This is a genomic window from Brachybacterium sp. JB7, from assembly GCF_003335205.1.
GTDB classification, from domain to species: domain Bacteria; phylum Actinomycetota; class Actinomycetes; order Actinomycetales; family Dermabacteraceae; genus Brachybacterium; species Brachybacterium alimentarium.
Genome location: NZ_QPGN01000006.1, coordinates 68,527 through 83,535, shown reverse-complemented (window position 1 = coordinate 83,535; position 15,009 = coordinate 68,527). Strand labels below are relative to the sequence as shown.

Here is a 15,009-nt window from a genome sequence, read left to right as displayed (position 1 = left end):
GCCGCGTTCCTGAGCCGTCCGTCCCGGCGCCCTCTCGTCCCGCCGCCCTCTCGATCGGCCGCGCTCTCGTTCCGCTGCGTCTCCGGCCTGCCATGCTTCCGCCCTGCCACCCTGTCACACTGCGGGCCTTCCGCCCGGGCGATCAGGAGTCGCGCAGAGCGAGCGCCGTGAGGATCTCCTCGTGCAGCAGGGAGTTGGTGGCGATCGCGCTGCCGCCGAACGGCCCGTCCTCACCCTCCAGAGACGTGAAGCGCCCTCCGGCCTCGGTGAGGATCGGGACCAGCGCGGCCATGTCGTGCAGCGCCAGCTCGGGCTCGCACGCGGCATCGACGGCGCCCTCCGCGACGAGCATGTACGACCAGAAGTCACCGTAGGCGCGCGTGCGCCAGAAACGCTGCATGAGGTTGAGCATCTGGGGGAGCCGGTCGTGGTCCGCCCAGCCGTGCAGCGAGGAATAGGACAGCGAGGCCTCTTCGAGCCGGTCGACCTGGGAGACCTGCAGGCGGCTGGCGTTGGTGATCCGCGAACCGGTCCAGGAGCCGACGTCCAGTCCGCCCCACCAGCGGCGGGAGAGGGACGGTGCGGAGACCAGGCCCACGACGGGTCGGCCGTCCTCGATCAGGCCGATCAGGGTGGCCCACACGGGCACGCCGCGCACGAAGTTGCTGGTGCCGTCGATCGGGTCGATCACCCACTGCCGGGAGGCCGATCCGGTGGTGCCGTACTCCTCGCCGATCACCTGGTCCCGGGAGCGGGAGCGCGCCAGCTGCGAGCGCACGATCTTCTCGGCGGCCTGGTCGGCATCGGTGACCTCCGTGAGATCGGGCTTCGTGGAGACCTCGAGGTCCTGGGCTTTGAACCGGGACATGGTCAGCTGATCCACGGCGTCGGCGAGAACATGGGCGAGGCGCAGATCATCGGCATAGCGGCTGGACATGGGCCCACCCTAGAGCGCTCACGGACCCGGTGCGCGCAGCGACGCGGTGCGGATCCACGCCGGAATGTCTCCACAGTGCGGAGGGTTCGCGCCGGTCAGAGGCTGGTCCCGGAGTGGTGGGCACCGGCCACGGCCTGCTCGAAGCGCCCGTCGGCTCCGCCGGACTGCTCAGAGATCCCAGGGGTCGTTGCGTCGCAGGGTGACGGCGAGGCGCCGGTACGAGAGCAGCCGGGCCGGGCCCGCGCTGCCGGCTTCACCGGCCTCGACCAGACCGTCCAAGGCGCAGTCCGGAGCATCCTCGAGATGCGTGCACCCGCGCGGGCAGGACTCTGCGAGGACGGCGAGATCGGCGAAGGCGTCGAGGAGCTCGTCGGGGTCGACGTGGCCGAGTCCGAAGGAGCGCACGCCCGGGGTGTCGATCGCCCAGCCCCCGCCGTCCGGCAGCTGCATCGCCAGTGCGGAGGACGAGGTGTGCCGGCCGCGCCCGGTGACGTCGTTGACATCGCCGATCGCGCGGTCGGTGCCCGGCACGAGAGCGTTGAGCAGGGTCGACTTGCCGACCCCGGAGTGCCCGATGAGCACGCTGACGCGGCCGGAGAGGCGCTCCTGGAGCTCCTGGAGGCCGACGATGCTGCCGTCGGCGTCCTGTCGGGTGATCACGTGCTCCAGGCCCAGTGGAGCGTACGAGCGCAGGAACTCCTCCGGCGATCGCAGATCGGCCTTCGTGAGCACGAGCAGGGCGTCGATCCCGGCCACGTAGGCCGCCACCAGGCAGCGATCGATCATGCCGCCGCGGGGCTCCGGATCGGCGACGGCGGTCACCATCACCATGAGGTCGACGTTCGCGACCAGGGGGCGTTCGGTGGAGTCGTCGTCGTCGGCGCTGCGCCGCAGGAAGGAGCTGCGCTCCTGGATCCGGACGATCCGGGCCAGGGAGCCGTCGCGCCCCGTCGTGTCGCCGACCAGACCGACCAGGTCGCCGGGCACGACGGGGGAGCGGCCGAGCTCCCGGGCGCGCATCGCCGTGACGGTGCGCTCGTGCGGGGTCCCGGCCGCGACGACGGTGCGCCACCGGCCGCGGTCCACCGAGATCACCCGCCCCGTGATCGCGTCCTCGTGCTTGGGACGGTCCTTGGTGCGCGGCCTCGAGCCCCGACGGTTGGGCCGGACGCGCACGTCGGCCTCGTCGTAGTCGCGGAGCGACCGGCTCACGCCTCGCCGTCCTCGAGGGGGTCGGTGTGCAGCATGGACAGCCACATCCCCACGAAGTCCGGGAGGGTCTTCTGCGTGGTGCCGATGTCGATCACCTGCAGATCAGGGACCCGCAGCCCGATGATCGCGGCGGCCGTGGCCAGGCGATGGTCCTCATACGTCTCGAAGACCTCGCCGTGCAGCGGGCCGGGGTGGATCTCCAGCCCGTCCTCGAGCTCGAGGGTGCGGGCACCGAGCTTGGTGAGCTCCGTGGCCAGCGCCTTCAGCCGATCCGTCTCATGCCCCCGCAGATGCCCCACGCCCCGCAGGGTCGAGGGGGAATCCGCCAGCGCCGCGAGAGCGGCGATCGTCGGCGTCAGCTCGCCGACGGCGGAGAGGTCGGCGTCGATCCCGCGGATCCGGCCCGTGCCCCGCACGCACAGCGTGCGGCCCTCGCGCCACACCTCGGCGCCCATCCGCGTCAGCAGCTCGCGATAGGCGTCGCCGGGCTGGGTGGTGACCTCGGGCCAGTCGTCCACCGCGATCGTGCCCTCGGTGGCCACCGCGGCCGCGAGGAAGGGGCCCGCGTTGGACAGATCCGGCTCGACGACGATGCTCACCGGGCGGATCTCGCCGGGCGTGACGCGCCAGCGATGCCTTCCCTGCTCATCCGTGTCGTGCGTGCACTCGATGCCCACCTCGCGCAGCGTCTCGGCGGTCATGTCGATGTGCGGCAGCGACGGCAGCTTGTCGCCCACGTGGACGAGCTCGAGAGCGTCGTCGGCACGGGCCGCGACCAGCAGCACGTTGGAGATGAACTGGCTGGAGGCCGAGGAGTCGACCTCGATCCGTCCGCCGCGCAGCCGGCCGGTGCCGTGCACCGTGATCGGCAGACGCCCGGGCGCGCCGTGCTCGGTGACCTCGACGCCCTGCTGCCGCAGAGCGTCGATGACGGGATCCATCGGGCGCGCCAGCGCGGGCTCGTCCCCGGTGAAGCGCACGTCTCCGTGGTGGAGGGCGGCGAGCATCGGGCCGAAGCGCATCACCGTGCCGGCCAGACCGGTATGGATCTCGAGCGGTGCGGCGGGATGCTCCGGCGGGGGCGGGATCGGCGTGACGAGCAGCGCGTCGTCACGCGCCTCCAGGATCGCTCCCAGACGCTCGAGGGCGTCCCGCATCAGACGGGTGTCGCGGGAGACCAATGCTCCACGCAGCTCGGACGGCCGCTGCGCGGCGGCGGCCAGCAGCATCCATCGAGCGGTCAGGGACTTCGATCCCGGCACTCGCACCAGAGCGTCGACAGGCCTGTCGGCGACGGGGGCGTTCCAGAGCACCTCGGAGACCACTGGCGTCAGCCCCGCTGAGCGGCGAGCTGCTTCTGCGCGGTGCCCACCGCGTCGTGCGCCTTCTTGTCGATCTTCGAGGCCTTCTTCTCGAGCTCGCGCTGCTTCGCGGCGGCCTTCTTCTGGCTGCGCTCGACGAAGTCGTTCACCTGGTAGCCGAGCGACGGGCGGCCGTCGTGGTCGACCACGGCGAGCAGCACGCCGCCGAGCAGACCGGCGTCGGTGAGGATCGCCTGGATCTCACGCGCACGCTCCTCGCCGCGCAGCTCCCAGACCTTCTTGCGGCCGGCCCAACCGACCGACGTGGTCAGCAGCAGGGCCGCGGCGGCCGCGCGCGGGCGCCGGTTGGTGGCGTACATCAGACCGGCTCCGGCGGCGATGACGCCGGTGGCGCGGACGATGGTGCGCGCATCGAGGAAACCGGGGGCCGAGGACTTCGACAGGGTGGAGTCGACGGCGTCGAAAGCCTGGGGGTAGACGTCGATCTCGCGCTCCGGACGCAGAGCGGTGCGCACACCCTCGGCGATGAAGGGGGCTGCGAGCAGCGGACGTGCGATGCGGCGGACCAGGGCCATGGTGTCCTCACGTTCTTCACGGGTACGAGCAGATCCGACGACCGTCTGTGCGACAGGTCGCCAGCGTCCAGACTACCGCCCAGGGAACAAGGAGAGCGCCGGACGCGTTGCACTGCGTGGATCCGGAGCGGATCCGGACCTCGCGTGGAGGCGTTCGACCGCGGTCGGTGGAGATGCTCGACAGCGCTCAGCGGCCTCGCGCGGGCAGACGGGGACACGAGGACACACCGGGCCGACAGATCGGTAGGGCACGGAGAAGGAGACCTGATGGCCACTGCGGTGCTCACGCACGGTGCGGAACGCTCTTCTGGCGTAGGTTGGGCCGCAATGACCCAGACAGATCCTGCCCAGAGCCCCGATGCGGGCCATCCGGAGGTCGACGACGCCTCGGGCGACGCGTTCGACTTCGAGACCGAAGCGCTCTCGCACCTGGACTCTCTCTATGGCGGTGCGCTGCGGATGACCCGCAACCCGCACGATGCCGAGGATCTCGTCCAGGAGACCTTCATGAAGGCCTTCCGTGCCCGCGACCGGTTCACGCCGGGCACCAACATGCGTGCCTGGCTGTACCGGATCATGACCAACAGCTACATCACGACCTACCGGCAGAAGCAGCGTCGGCCCAAGGAGGCGTGGTCCGACACGGTCGAGGACTGGCAGCTCGCCGAGGTCGGCTCGCACACCAGCTCCGGTCTGCGCTCCGCGGAGACCGAGGCGCTGGACCGGCTGCCGGATTCCGCCGTCAAGGACGCCCTGGGCCAGCTGCGCGAGGACTACCGCATGGCGGTCTACTACGCGGATGTCGAGGGCTTCGCGTACAAGGAGATCGCCGAGATCATGGACACCCCGATCGGCACTGTGATGTCACGGCTGCACCGGGGCCGTCGTCAGCTGCGGGACATGCTCTCCGACTACGCCTACCGCAGCGGTTTCCTGCGGGAGGACCCGACGCCGCCGGGCGACGGCTCCTCGGAGACGACCACGCGGAAGTCCGGCTCGATGCCACGGGAGGAGGAACGATGAACCAGGACGACATGAGGGCCCGACGGGACACCGACGCGGCGGACAGCGCGCCCCGGGATGCGCGCTACCGCCTCGAGGAGGCCCTCGACGGCGAGCTGCCGCGCGAGACGGTGGAGCGCATGGAGCGTCACACCGAGGACTGCCCCGAGTGCGCCGAGGAGTGGGAGCGCGTGCGGCGGATCAAGGAGCTCGTACGGCGCAGCTGCGCCGACCGTGCGCCATCGTCGCTGCGTGAGCGGATCACGGTGGAGTGCCAGTCCGTGTCGGTCACCCGCACCACCGAGGTCGACGGCACGACCAGCGTGCACATCTCCGCCACGAGCTCCCGACGCGAGCTGCCCGGCGCCTGAGCATGACTGAGGGCCCCTCCCGAGACGGGAGGGGCCCTCAGTCATGCCGCGCATCGCGGCATCACGGTCAGCAGTTGGGGCGCTTGCCGTGATTGGCGCCGTTCTTGCGGCGAGCCTTGCGCTTGCGTCCTCGCTTGCTCATCACGTTCTCCTTCCTTCGCCCGGTAACCAGACGATTGTGCCACAGGGAAGCGGAGGCTCCTCCTTCGCAGGCGGTCCGGACGGCGGGCTGAGGTGGAGGTCACGTGCCCCGGCACGAGCCGGAGGGCCCGCCGGGGACGGTGCTGCCGACGATGCCCGCCGGTCTGCGCCATCCCGACCGCCGGACTGAACTGCCCTGACTGCCGGCCTGCGTCGTCCAGACCTCCGGCCTGCGCCGTCAGGGTCCCGCGCTGTCAGGACGAGGTGCCCAGCCAGGAGCCGAAGCCGCCGTGGAGCACGAGCCAGGCCATCAGGCCGTATCCCGTCTGCCCCGGATGATCGCCGGGGGAGCGGGAGAGGTCGGACTCCCACTGCTCGTGGCCGACCAGCCCGCCGACGGTGTCGACGTACGGGATGCGCCGGCGGGAGCAGACGTCCTCGAAGGCCCCGGAGAGCTCCCGGACACCCTGCGTGGTCCCCGGATCGCGACTGGGCGGGGGCCCGACGACGAAGGCGGGGATGCGCAGCCGCTCCAGCCCGTCGAGCACCTTGGCGAGATTGAGGCGGGAGCGCGCCAGGGAGATGTCGGTGTAGACGTCCGCGCGCCCCATGGCGAGCACGACCCGGTGGTCGATGCTGCCGTCGGCCTGGGCGGAGCGGTCCATCCGCAGGTGGACATCCTGGTCCCACCGCTCGGCGAGGCCGCCGGAGGTCTCGCCGGGAAGCGCCGAGGTGAACACGTCCACACGGTTCTCGGCGCCCTGCTCGCTGGCGACGGCTCGGCCGAGCCAGCCGAGGGCGCGGGCGTCCCCGACACCGGCGAGGAGCTCGTCTCCGAGCGCGATGATCCGGATCCGGGAGGCCGGATCCGTAGCGGATGACGTGGACACACTCTGCACCGGGACCTCCTGGGCCAGGGACGGGGACGTCAACTGTAACGACGGTGGGGGTCGCGGGCGAACCCGCGACCCCCACCGGGCGCTCAGGACTCGAAAGCTCGCACGAGCAGGTCTTCCTGCTCGATCTTGTGGGTGGCGTTGGAACCCGTGGCGGGGGAGGCCGACGCGGCTCGCGCGACCACCTTCAGCGTGCGCCCCACCTCGACGGCGAAGTTCACGGCCATGAAGGTCCATGCACCCTGGTTCTGCGGCTCCTCCTGGACCCAGGTCAGGGTCGCATCGGGGTAGGCCTCCAGGGCCTCGAGGATCTCCTCGGTGGGCAGCGGGTAGAGCTGCTCGAGCCGGATGATCGCCGTGTCGGTGGCCTCGAGCTTGTCGCGGCGCGCCACGAGATCCCAGTACACCTTGCCGGAGGTCAGCAGCACGCGCTTCACCTGCGAGGGGTCCACGGTGGTGTCAGGAAGCACCGGGAAGAAGCCGCCGCCGGTGAAGTCCTCGACCGGGCTGACCGCCGCCTTGTTGCGGAGCATCGACTTCGGGGTGAAGACGATCAGCGGCTTCTTCGGCTCGGTCTTGGCCTGGCGACGCAGCAGGTGGAAGTAGCTCGCCGGGGTCGAGGGGGCCGCGACCCGCATGTTGTCCTCGGCGCACAGCTGCAGGAAGCGCTCGATGCGGGCGGAGGAGTGGTCGGGCCCCTGACCCTCGTAGCCGTGGGGCAGCAGGAGCACCACGCTCGAGTTCTGGCCCCACTTCTGCTCGGAGGCCGAGATGAACTCGTCGATGATGGTCTGCGCACCGTTGACGAAGTCGCCGAACTGGGCCTCCCACAGCACGAGGGACTCGGGGTTCTCCACCGAGTAGCCGTACTCGAAGCCGAGCGCTGCGAACTCCGAGAGCGAGGAGTCGTAGACGTTGAACCGCGCCTGGTCGTCCGAGAGATAGGACAGCGGGGTCCAGGTGTCGCCGTTCTCGTGATCGATCATCACGCTGTGGCGCTGCACGAAGGTGCCGCGACGGGAGTCCTGACCGCTCAGGCGCACCCGTCGGCCCTCCATCAGCAGGGAGCCGAAGGCGAGCAGCTCGCCGTAGGACCAGTCCACCCCGCCCTGGGTCGACATCTGGTGACGTCGCTTCAGGACCGCCTCGAGCTTCGGGTGCACGGTGAACGACTCGGGGATCGCTCGGTGCGCCTCACCGATGCGCTCGAGCACCTCGGCGCTCACGGCGGTGTTGGTGGAGTCGTCCGCGTTCGCGGTGCGCTGGGATGCCGGCAGCTCCAGGCCCTGGACGCTCGACTGCGGATCCACGCCGGGGCTGCCGTCGCGGGTCGCGGCGAAGGCCTCGTCGAGATGCTCCTGGAAGTTGCGGACCAGGCCCTCGGTCTCGTCCTCGGTGAGGTCGCCGCGCTCGATGAGCGCCTCCATGTACAGCTTGCGGGTCGAGGGCTTGTCCTTGATCAGCGAGTACATCTGCGGCTGCGTCATCGACGGGTCGTCGCCCTCGTTGTGGCCACGGCGGCGGTAGCAGACCATGTCGATGACCACGTCGCGGCGGAACTTCTGGCGGTACTGGAACGCGATCTCGGCGACCCGCACGCAGGCCTCCGGATCGTCGCCGTTGACGTGGAAGATCGGCAGCTGCGTCGACTTGGCGACGTCGGTCGAGTAGAACGACGAGCGCGAGGAGTCCGGCAGGGTCGTGAAGCCGATCTGGTTGTTGATGATCACGTGGATCGTGCCGCCGGTGCGGTAGCCGCGCAGCTCCGAGAGGTTGAGGGTCTCGGTGACCACGCCCTGACCGGCGAAGGCCGCGTCGCCGTGCACGAGCACCGGCAGCACCGGGAACTCCTCGGGACGCTCGAGGCGGTCCTGCTTGGCGCGGGTGATGCCCTCGAGGACGGGGTTCACGGCCTCGAGATGCGAGGGGTTCGCGGCGAGGTACACCTTGGTGGACTCGCCGTCGTGCGAGGTGTAGGTGCCTTCCGTGCCCAGGTGGTACTTGACGTCGCCCGAGCCCAGGTTGTTGCCGAAGTTGCCCTCGAACTCCTGGAAGATCTGCCCGTAGCTCTTCCCCGCGAGGTTCGACAGGACGTTCAGGCGGCCGCGGTGGGACATGCCGATGCAGACCTCGTCGACACCCCCATGGGCGGCGCCGTGGAGCACGGTGTCGAGCATCGGGATCACCGATTCGCCTCCCTCGAGGGAGAAGCGCTTCTGGCCGACGAACTTCGTCTGCAGGAAGGTCTCGAACGCCTCGGCGGCGTTGAGGCGATCCATGATGTGCGTGTGCTCGACCTTGTCGAACGGGCGGCGCGGGGTCTCCATCTGATTCTGGATCCAGTCCCGCTCCTCCGGATCGGAGATATGCATGTACTCCACGCCGATGGTGCGGCTGTAGGAGTCGCGCAGCACCCCGAGGATGTCCCGCAGCGGCATCTCATCCTTGCCGCCCAGGCCGCGCGTCGGGAAGATGCGGTCGAGGTCCCAGAGGGTGAGCCCGTAGGTCTCGACGTCCAGGTCGGGGTGGTTGCGCACGCGGTACTGCAGCGGATCGGTGTCCGCGATCAGGTGGCCGCGCACACGGAAGGCGTGGATCAGGTCCATGACCCGAGCGAGACGCTCGGACTTGGAATCCTTGAAGGGGTTGTCCGGCACCCAGCGGATCGGCTGGTACGGGATCCGCAGCGACGCGAACACGCGATCGTAGAAGCCCTCCTTGCCCAGGAGCTTGTCGCCCATGCGCTTGAGGAACTCGCCGGAGGCCGCGCCCTGGATGATGCGGTGATCGTAGGTCGAGGTCAGCGTCATGACCTTCGAGACCGCGAGGTCGGCGAGAGTCGCGGGGCTCGCGCCCTGGAACTGCGCCGGGTAGTCCATCGCGCCGACGCCCACGATCGTGCCCTGGCCCTCCATGAGGCGGGGGATCGAGTGGACGGTGCCGATGCCGCCGGGGTTCGTCAGCGACACCGTGGTGTGCGCGAAGTCGTCCATCGTCAGCTTGCCGGCGCGGGCCTTGCGCACAACCTCCTCGTAGGCCTTCCAGAAGCCGTGGAAGTCGAAGCGCTGGGCGCCCTTGATGCTGGGCACGACCAGGCCGCGGGACCCGTCGGGACGCGGCATGTCGATGGCGAGGCCGAAGTTGATGTCCTCGCGCTTGAGGAGGATCGGCTTGCCCTTCTCGTCGACGTCGAAGCCGTTGTTCATGTCGTTGATCTCGGTGATCGCCTCGATCATCGCCCACCCGATGAGGTGGGTGAAGGACACCTTGCCGGCACGATTGCGCTTGAGGTGGTTGTTGATGACGATGCGGTTGTCGAAGAGCAGCTTCACCGGCACGTCGCGCACCGAGGTCGCGGTGGGGACCTCGAGCGACTCCTTCATGTTGCGCACCACGGCGGCGGCCGGGCCGCGCAGCTTGACGCGCTCGGGCTCGCTGAGCTCGACCACCGGGATCTGCGAGGTCGTCGTGGGGATCTTCGCCGGACGGTCCGAGGTGGTGGAGACGGTGGGCGTCTTCGTGGAGTCGCTCTTCGCCTTGTCGTCGTTCACAGGGGCGGATTCCTTCACGGGCTGAGAGGATGCCGCGGAGGACGCGGCGTGAGATGAGGGAGCGTCAGGGGCGCTCTGGGGCGGGGGCGCCGCGGACGAGGCGTCCTGAGCCCCGGGATCGTCCTGATCGCGCTGCTCCGTCGTAGCGGGAGGGGAGTCCGGGGTGGGGTCGTCGGCAGCACGGGATGCGGGCGTCTGCTCGCGGTGGGCGGAGAAGTACTCCGCCCAACTGGGGTCGACGCTCGAGGGATCCTGTTGCCACTGCTCGCGGAGCGCGTCCACGAGCCACTGATTAGGGCCGAATTCCGAGGTCTCGGAGCCCTGTGTCTGCTGTGACACTCTGAGATCGCCAGCCTTCTCACGGTCGAGTGATACGGATACCGACAGCCTAACGGAGCATCGCGCGCTCCCGGTGCCTCTCGGGCCCTCTGGCGGCGATTGCGTGCCCTGTGGTGTGGGACGTCACGTCACACGGACGTGCCTGGATCCGGGAGGACCACTCGGATGAGCGAGGACCGACCGTCGCGGGCGAGCTCGCTGCGGGGATCGTCGAGCACCTCGATGGTCCCGCCGTGGAGCCCGACGGCCCAGCGGGCGATCGCGAGGCCGAGGCCCGTGCCTCCGGAGTTGTCGGCATAGCCGCCGCGCTGGAAGCGCTCGAACACGCGCGAGCGGTCCTCCAGGGCGATGCCGGGTCCCTCATCGTGCACGTCCAGCCGCACCCCCTGCCCGTCGTCGGTGCGCGCGGCGCCGATCCGGATCCTGCCGCCGGCGGGGGAGTGCCGGGCGGCGTTCTCGAGCAGGTTGTGGATGACCTGGTGGATGCGGGCCGCGTCCGCGGTGATCGTGAGATCGGCCGGCTCGACGTCGACGATCCAGCGCACGTGGCGACCGCCGGCGGCGAGGGCCGCCGCGTCGACCACCTCGTGGAGGAACGGGGTGAGTTCGATCGGTTCGCGGTCCAGCTCGACCACCCCGGCGTCCAGCCGCGAGAGGTCCAGCAGATGGCTGACCAGCAGCGAGAGCCGCTCGGTCTCCGTCAGGGCCACCTCGAGCGCGGCCGGGTCGGGCTCGGTGACGCCGTCCACGAGGTTCTCCAGCTGGGCGCGCAGCCCCGCGACAGGGGTCCGCAGCTCGTGGGAGACGTTCGCGACCAGGTCTCGACGCATGCTGTCCGTCTGCTCGAGCTCCGAGGCCATGGTGGAGAACGCGGCGGCGAGCTGTCCCACCTCGTCATGGCTGGTGGCGCGGATGGGCCGGGTGTAGTCGCCGCGGGCCATGGCCTGGGCGGCGCCGGTCATCTCGCGCAGCGGGGAGGTCATGCCGCGGGCCAGGAGCTGGGTGGACACGAGCGCCGCGAGCACCACGAGGGGGATGGCCAGCAGAGGTTCGATGCCGGCGCGGATGCTCACCTGGGTGAGCAGGGCGGCGACGGTGACGACCACGCCCACCAGCACGCCGAGCTTGACCTTGAAGGAGCGGAAGCGGTCCAGCGGGCGCACGTCGAGGCGGTCGGGGACACGGCGGCGCGCCGACGAGGCGGCGGCCGACGGGTCCGGCGCGACGGGAGCGGTCTCCGTGCTCGTCGCGGGGCGCTGCGAGGTCACGCGTCCGACGACGGATCGTTCGGCGTGGGCATCGAATGGATGTCGGTGGGCCCGTCGGCCACCGGCGCCTCCTCGTCCTCCGAGGGGATCTCCAGCGCGTAGCCCACACCGTGCACGGTGCGCACCAGATCGGCGCCCAGCTTGCGTCGCAGCGCCTTCACGTGGGAGTCGACGGTCCGGGTGCCGGTGGCGTCGATCCAGTCCCAGACATCCGCCAGGAGTTGCTCGCGGGTCAGGACCGTGCCGGGCGCGTTGGCGAGGCACAGCAGGAGGTCGAACTCGGTGGGAGTGAGGTGGGCGGGCACCCCGGCGCGCATCACGCGGCGGCCGGCCCGGTCGATCACGAGATCGCCGAACTGGAGGGCGACGTTCTGCTCGGCGTCGCTGGGTGCCGGGGCGCCGGTACGGCGGACCCGACGCAGCAGGGCCTTCAGACGGGCGGCCAGCTCCCGCATCGAGAAGGGCTTGGTCATGTAGTCGTCGGCCCCGACCCCGAGGCCGACGAGCATGTCGGTCTCGTCGTCACGTGCGGTGAGCATGAGCACGGGGACCGGCTCGTCGGCCTGGATGCGCCGACAGACCTCGAGGCCGTCGAAGCCCGGGAGCATCACGTCGAGCACGACGGCGTCGGGCCGCACCTCGGCGACGGTGCGCACCCCCGAGGGGCCGTCGTAGGCGGTGGTGACCTCCCATCCCTCGGCCGTGAGGCGATCAGCGATGGCATGGGTGATCGTCGGTTCGTCCTCGATCACCACGACGCGCACGGGCGGGGCGGAGGACTGTGCCTGGTCGGGAGTCGACATGCCGCCACTCTAGACCGCGCGAGATGCGCACGCCCTGAAGGCGGAGCGCGAGGGCTTGTCCTCCCGGAGGCGCCGACGTGCTCCTGGACGTCGTGCCGAGGCCGCATCCCTGTCGCCGATGTCTCGACGACGTGTCGCCGACGGGCGTGTGGGGAGCCGCCGACGGGCGTGTGGGGAGCCGGTGCACGTGGCATAAGGCACGGCCGGGGGAGGGTTGCGGGGCGCTGTCGTCAAGACCGAGCAAGCTTTGGGCCACTATGGCAAAAACTTGGCAATGACCCTGCTGACCTGCTCGTCTCGGTGGCGCGTGCGGCCGTAGATTGTTCCAGGTTGTTCGGCGACGCGTCCTTCCCTGTCCGGCGTCGCGATCGGACAGACGTACATACGTGGAAACGCAGTCGAACTGGAAGCAGGTCATCTCGTGGCGAATCATCGCGCTGACGGACGCGCCACCGTGCGCAAGCACCGTGCCATCGGGGGAACCCATCGGGACGCAGCGCTCCCCGCCGGTGCGATGAAGGTCGGCGTGCTCTCGGTCCTCGCGACCGCCACGATCGCCGCCCCGCTGGCCGCCGCCGCAGCCGGCATCGACGAGACCGCCACGCAGGGCGACACGGTCGCCTCCGAGCTCCCCGACGCCGCGTCCGAGCCCGCTGCCGCCGCCGCAGCCCCCGTTGCGCTGCCCGTCGCAGACGTCGCCTCGAGTGCGCAGTCCGCGACCGAGACCCGCGAATCCGGCGCCGAGGCGAACCGCAGCACCGAGCGCGCCTCCACCTCCGACGAGACCGACGATTCCGACAAGGCCGAGGACTCCGAGAAGTCCGACGGCGCCGAGGCCGAGAGCACCGGCATCGAGGTCTCGGCTCCCGAGCCCGAGCCTGAGCCCGAGCCCGAGGTGGACGCCGCTGCGGCCGAGGGCGAGGACGCCGGGACCGCCGCCGCCTCCACCGGCGGCTACATCCAGCCGGTCTCCGGCCCCATCACCTCCGGCTTCGGAGGCCGCGTGCACCCGGTGCTGGGCTACTTCAAGGGCCATAACGGCGTGGACTTCGGCGCTGCCTGCGGCACCCCCGTGAAGGCCTCGAAGGCCGGCGAGGTCGTGGCCGTGGAGTACAACAGCTCCTCCGGCAACCGCGTGAAGGTCGACCACGGCGACGGCGTCATCACCGGCTACTACCACCTCCAGGGCTTCAACACCTCCGTCGGCGCGACCGTCCAGCAGGGCGACATCGTCGGCTACGTCGGCTCGACCGGCCGCTCTACCGGCTGCCACCTGCACTTCGCGAAGATGGACGAGGCGGGCACCTACTCGAACCCGATGTCGCTCCTGCGGTGACCGGTTCCGTCGCTCCGGTCGTCCTGGGGGTCGAGTCCTCCTGCGACGAGACCGGCTTCGGCCTCGTCTCCGAGGGCGTCCTGCTGGGCCAGGGCCTCGCCTCCAGCGCGGCCCAGCACGCCGAGTTCGGAGGAGTGGTCCCCGAGATCGCCGCCCGCGCGCATCTCGACGCTGCGGTCCCCACCCTGCAGATCGCCCTGCAGGACGCCGGCGTCGGCCTCGACGAGATCACCCATGTCGCCGTCACCTCGGGGCCCGGCCTCGCGACCGCCGTGCACGTCGGGCTCGCCGCCGCGAAGTCCATCGCCTGGGCGCTGGACAAGCCCCTCTACGGCGTCCATCACCTCGCCGGCCACGCCGCGGCCGACACCCTCGAGCATGGCCCGCTGCCGGCCCAGAGCATCGTGCTGATCGTCTCCGGCGGCCATACCTCGATCCTCGCCGTGGGGGACCTGGTCCGTGATCCGATCGAGCATCTCGGGGACACGCTGGACGATGCTGCCGGTGAGGCGTTCGACAAGGTCGCGCGCCTGCTGGGCCTCGGGTATCCGGGCGGGCCGGCGATCTCCCGTGCAGCCGTCGGCGGCGACCCCACCGCCTACCGCTTCCCGCGCGCCCTGCTGCGCGGCGGCGACGCACCCTTCACCTTCTCCTTCTCGGGGTTGAAGACCGCTGTCGCCCGCACCGTCGAGCGGATCCAGCGCGCCGGAGAGGTGGTCCCGGTGGCGGACATCGCGGCCTCCTTCGAGCAGGCTGTCGTGGACGTCCTGGTCACCAAGGCGATGCGCGCCGTGCACGAGCGGGGCCTGAGCACCCTCGTGATCGTCGGCGGAGTCGCGGCGAACCGCCGCCTGCGCGAAGCTGCCCAGCAGCGCTGCGACACGGACGGCATCGAGCTGCGGATCCCGCCGATCAGCCTGTGCACCGACAACGGAGCGATGATCGCCGCCGTCGGCGACCTCCTGGTGCGCTCCGGTGCCGAGCCCAGTGGACTGCGCATCGCGGCGGATCCCTCCGCGGTCCTGCACGGAGCTCAGCTCCCGCTGCCGCGGTGAGGTCCGCCTCACACCCGGGTCCACGAGGGCGGATGATGGTGCCGGGCACCTCGTGGTGTTGCTAGACTCCTCGGGTCAGCCCGCGTAGCTCAGTGGATAGAGCGTCTGCCTCCGGAGCAGAAGGTCGTAGGTTCGAATCCTGTCGCGGGCACCGCAGAGCACCCCGGTCGACGGTCCTGGAGACCATCGGCCGGGGTGCTG

The 15,009-nt window shown here is 70.5% G+C and carries 12 protein-coding genes and 1 tRNA gene; 5 read left to right on the top strand and 8 right to left on the bottom strand.

Annotated features, from left to right (window positions below; genetic code table 11):
• Positions 1-142: 142 nt before the first annotated feature.
• The 4 genes from CIK81_RS09365 to CIK81_RS09350 all read right to left on the bottom strand — a co-directional run bounded on the left by CIK81_RS09365 (position 143) and on the right by CIK81_RS09350 (position 4,046).
• Positions 143-937, bottom strand: a complete 795-nt coding sequence (locus tag CIK81_RS09365) for an inositol monophosphatase family protein (protein WP_096165710.1) — start codon at positions 935-937, stop codon at positions 143-145.
• 168 nt (positions 938-1,105) lie between these two features.
• Positions 1,106-2,149: a ribosome small subunit-dependent GTPase A gene (gene rsgA / locus CIK81_RS09360; RefSeq protein ID WP_096165709.1), complete on the bottom strand. Its 1,044-nt coding sequence runs from the start codon at positions 2,147-2,149 to the stop codon at positions 1,106-1,108.
• A complete protein-coding gene (aroA, locus tag CIK81_RS09355) occupies positions 2,146-3,474 on the bottom strand; it encodes a 3-phosphoshikimate 1-carboxyvinyltransferase (RefSeq protein ID WP_114355638.1) in 1,329 nt (442 codons plus the stop codon). Before aroA ends, rsgA begins: the two co-directional genes overlap by 4 nt.
• A gap of 5 nt (positions 3,475-3,479) precedes the next feature.
• On the bottom strand, positions 3,480-4,046 hold the full coding sequence (locus tag CIK81_RS09350; RefSeq protein ID WP_096165707.1) for a hypothetical protein: 567 nt from the start codon (positions 4,044-4,046) through the stop codon (positions 3,480-3,482).
• Positions 4,047-4,373: 327 nt separating this feature from the next.
• Here CIK81_RS09350 and CIK81_RS09345 point away from each other — a divergent pair, with 327 nt between their 5' ends.
• Complete coding sequence (locus CIK81_RS09345; protein ID WP_096165706.1) at positions 4,374-5,069, top strand: sigma-70 family RNA polymerase sigma factor; 696 nt, start codon at positions 4,374-4,376, stop codon at positions 5,067-5,069.
• Positions 5,066-5,419: a mycothiol system anti-sigma-R factor gene (rsrA, locus tag CIK81_RS09340; protein WP_096165705.1), complete on the top strand. Its 354-nt coding sequence runs from the start codon at positions 5,066-5,068 to the stop codon at positions 5,417-5,419. Before CIK81_RS09345 ends, rsrA begins: the two co-directional genes overlap by 4 nt.
• Positions 5,420-5,814: 395 nt before the next feature.
• On the opposite strand, the gene CIK81_RS09335 is transcribed toward rsrA, so the two are convergent.
• The 4 genes from CIK81_RS09335 to CIK81_RS09320 all read right to left on the bottom strand — a co-directional run bounded on the left by CIK81_RS09335 (position 5,815) and on the right by CIK81_RS09320 (position 12,417).
• Positions 5,815-6,459, bottom strand: a complete 645-nt coding sequence (locus CIK81_RS09335; RefSeq protein ID WP_096165704.1) for a GDSL-type esterase/lipase family protein — start codon at positions 6,457-6,459, stop codon at positions 5,815-5,817.
• Between the two features lie 83 nt (positions 6,460-6,542).
• The gene (locus CIK81_RS09330) at positions 6,543-10,346 is read right to left on the bottom strand and encodes a multifunctional oxoglutarate decarboxylase/oxoglutarate dehydrogenase thiamine pyrophosphate-binding subunit/dihydrolipoyllysine-residue succinyltransferase subunit (protein ID WP_114355637.1); all 3,804 of its coding nucleotides are present in this window, start codon (positions 10,344-10,346) and stop codon (positions 6,543-6,545) included.
• Positions 10,347-10,474: 128 nt separating this feature from the next.
• A complete protein-coding gene (locus tag CIK81_RS09325; RefSeq protein ID WP_158541985.1) occupies positions 10,475-11,509 on the bottom strand; it encodes an ATP-binding protein in 1,035 nt (344 codons plus the stop codon).
• A 101-nt stretch (positions 11,510-11,610) separates the two neighbouring features.
• Complete coding sequence (locus CIK81_RS09320; RefSeq protein WP_114305151.1) at positions 11,611-12,417, bottom strand: response regulator transcription factor; 807 nt, start codon at positions 12,415-12,417, stop codon at positions 11,611-11,613.
• Positions 12,418-12,838: 421 nt separating this feature from the next.
• Between CIK81_RS09320 and CIK81_RS09315 the strand changes: the two genes are divergently transcribed.
• The 3 genes from CIK81_RS09315 (at position 12,839) to CIK81_RS09305 (ending at position 14,959) form a co-directional block, all read left to right on the top strand.
• Positions 12,839-13,753 (top strand): M23 family metallopeptidase, encoded by a 915-nt coding sequence (locus tag CIK81_RS09315; RefSeq protein WP_241964098.1) that lies wholly within the window; start codon positions 12,839-12,841, stop codon positions 13,751-13,753.
• Positions 13,750-14,808 (top strand): tRNA (adenosine(37)-N6)-threonylcarbamoyltransferase complex transferase subunit TsaD, encoded by a 1,059-nt coding sequence (tsaD, locus tag CIK81_RS09310; protein ID WP_114305152.1) that lies wholly within the window; start codon positions 13,750-13,752, stop codon positions 14,806-14,808. Before CIK81_RS09315 ends, tsaD begins: the two co-directional genes overlap by 4 nt.
• Before the next feature lie 78 nt (positions 14,809-14,886).
• Positions 14,887-14,959, top strand: a tRNA-Arg gene (locus CIK81_RS09305).
• Positions 14,960-15,009 lie beyond the last annotated feature (50 nt).

Coding starts and splice junctions, on each gene's coding strand:
- CIK81_RS09365 (WP_096165710.1), bottom strand. CDS start 937: ATGTCCAGCCGCTATGCCGATGATCTGCGCCTCGCCCATGTTCTCGCC.
- CIK81_RS09345 (WP_096165706.1), top strand. CDS start 4,374: ATGACCCAGACAGATCCTGCCCAGAGCCCCGATGCGGGCCATCCGGAG.
- rsrA (WP_096165705.1), top strand. CDS start 5,066: ATGAACCAGGACGACATGAGGGCCCGACGGGACACCGACGCGGCGGAC.
- CIK81_RS09350 (WP_096165707.1), bottom strand. CDS start 4,046: ATGGCCCTGGTCCGCCGCATCGCACGTCCGCTGCTCGCAGCCCCCTTC.
- CIK81_RS09320 (WP_114305151.1), bottom strand. CDS start 12,417: ATGTCGACTCCCGACCAGGCACAGTCCTCCGCCCCGCCCGTGCGCGTC.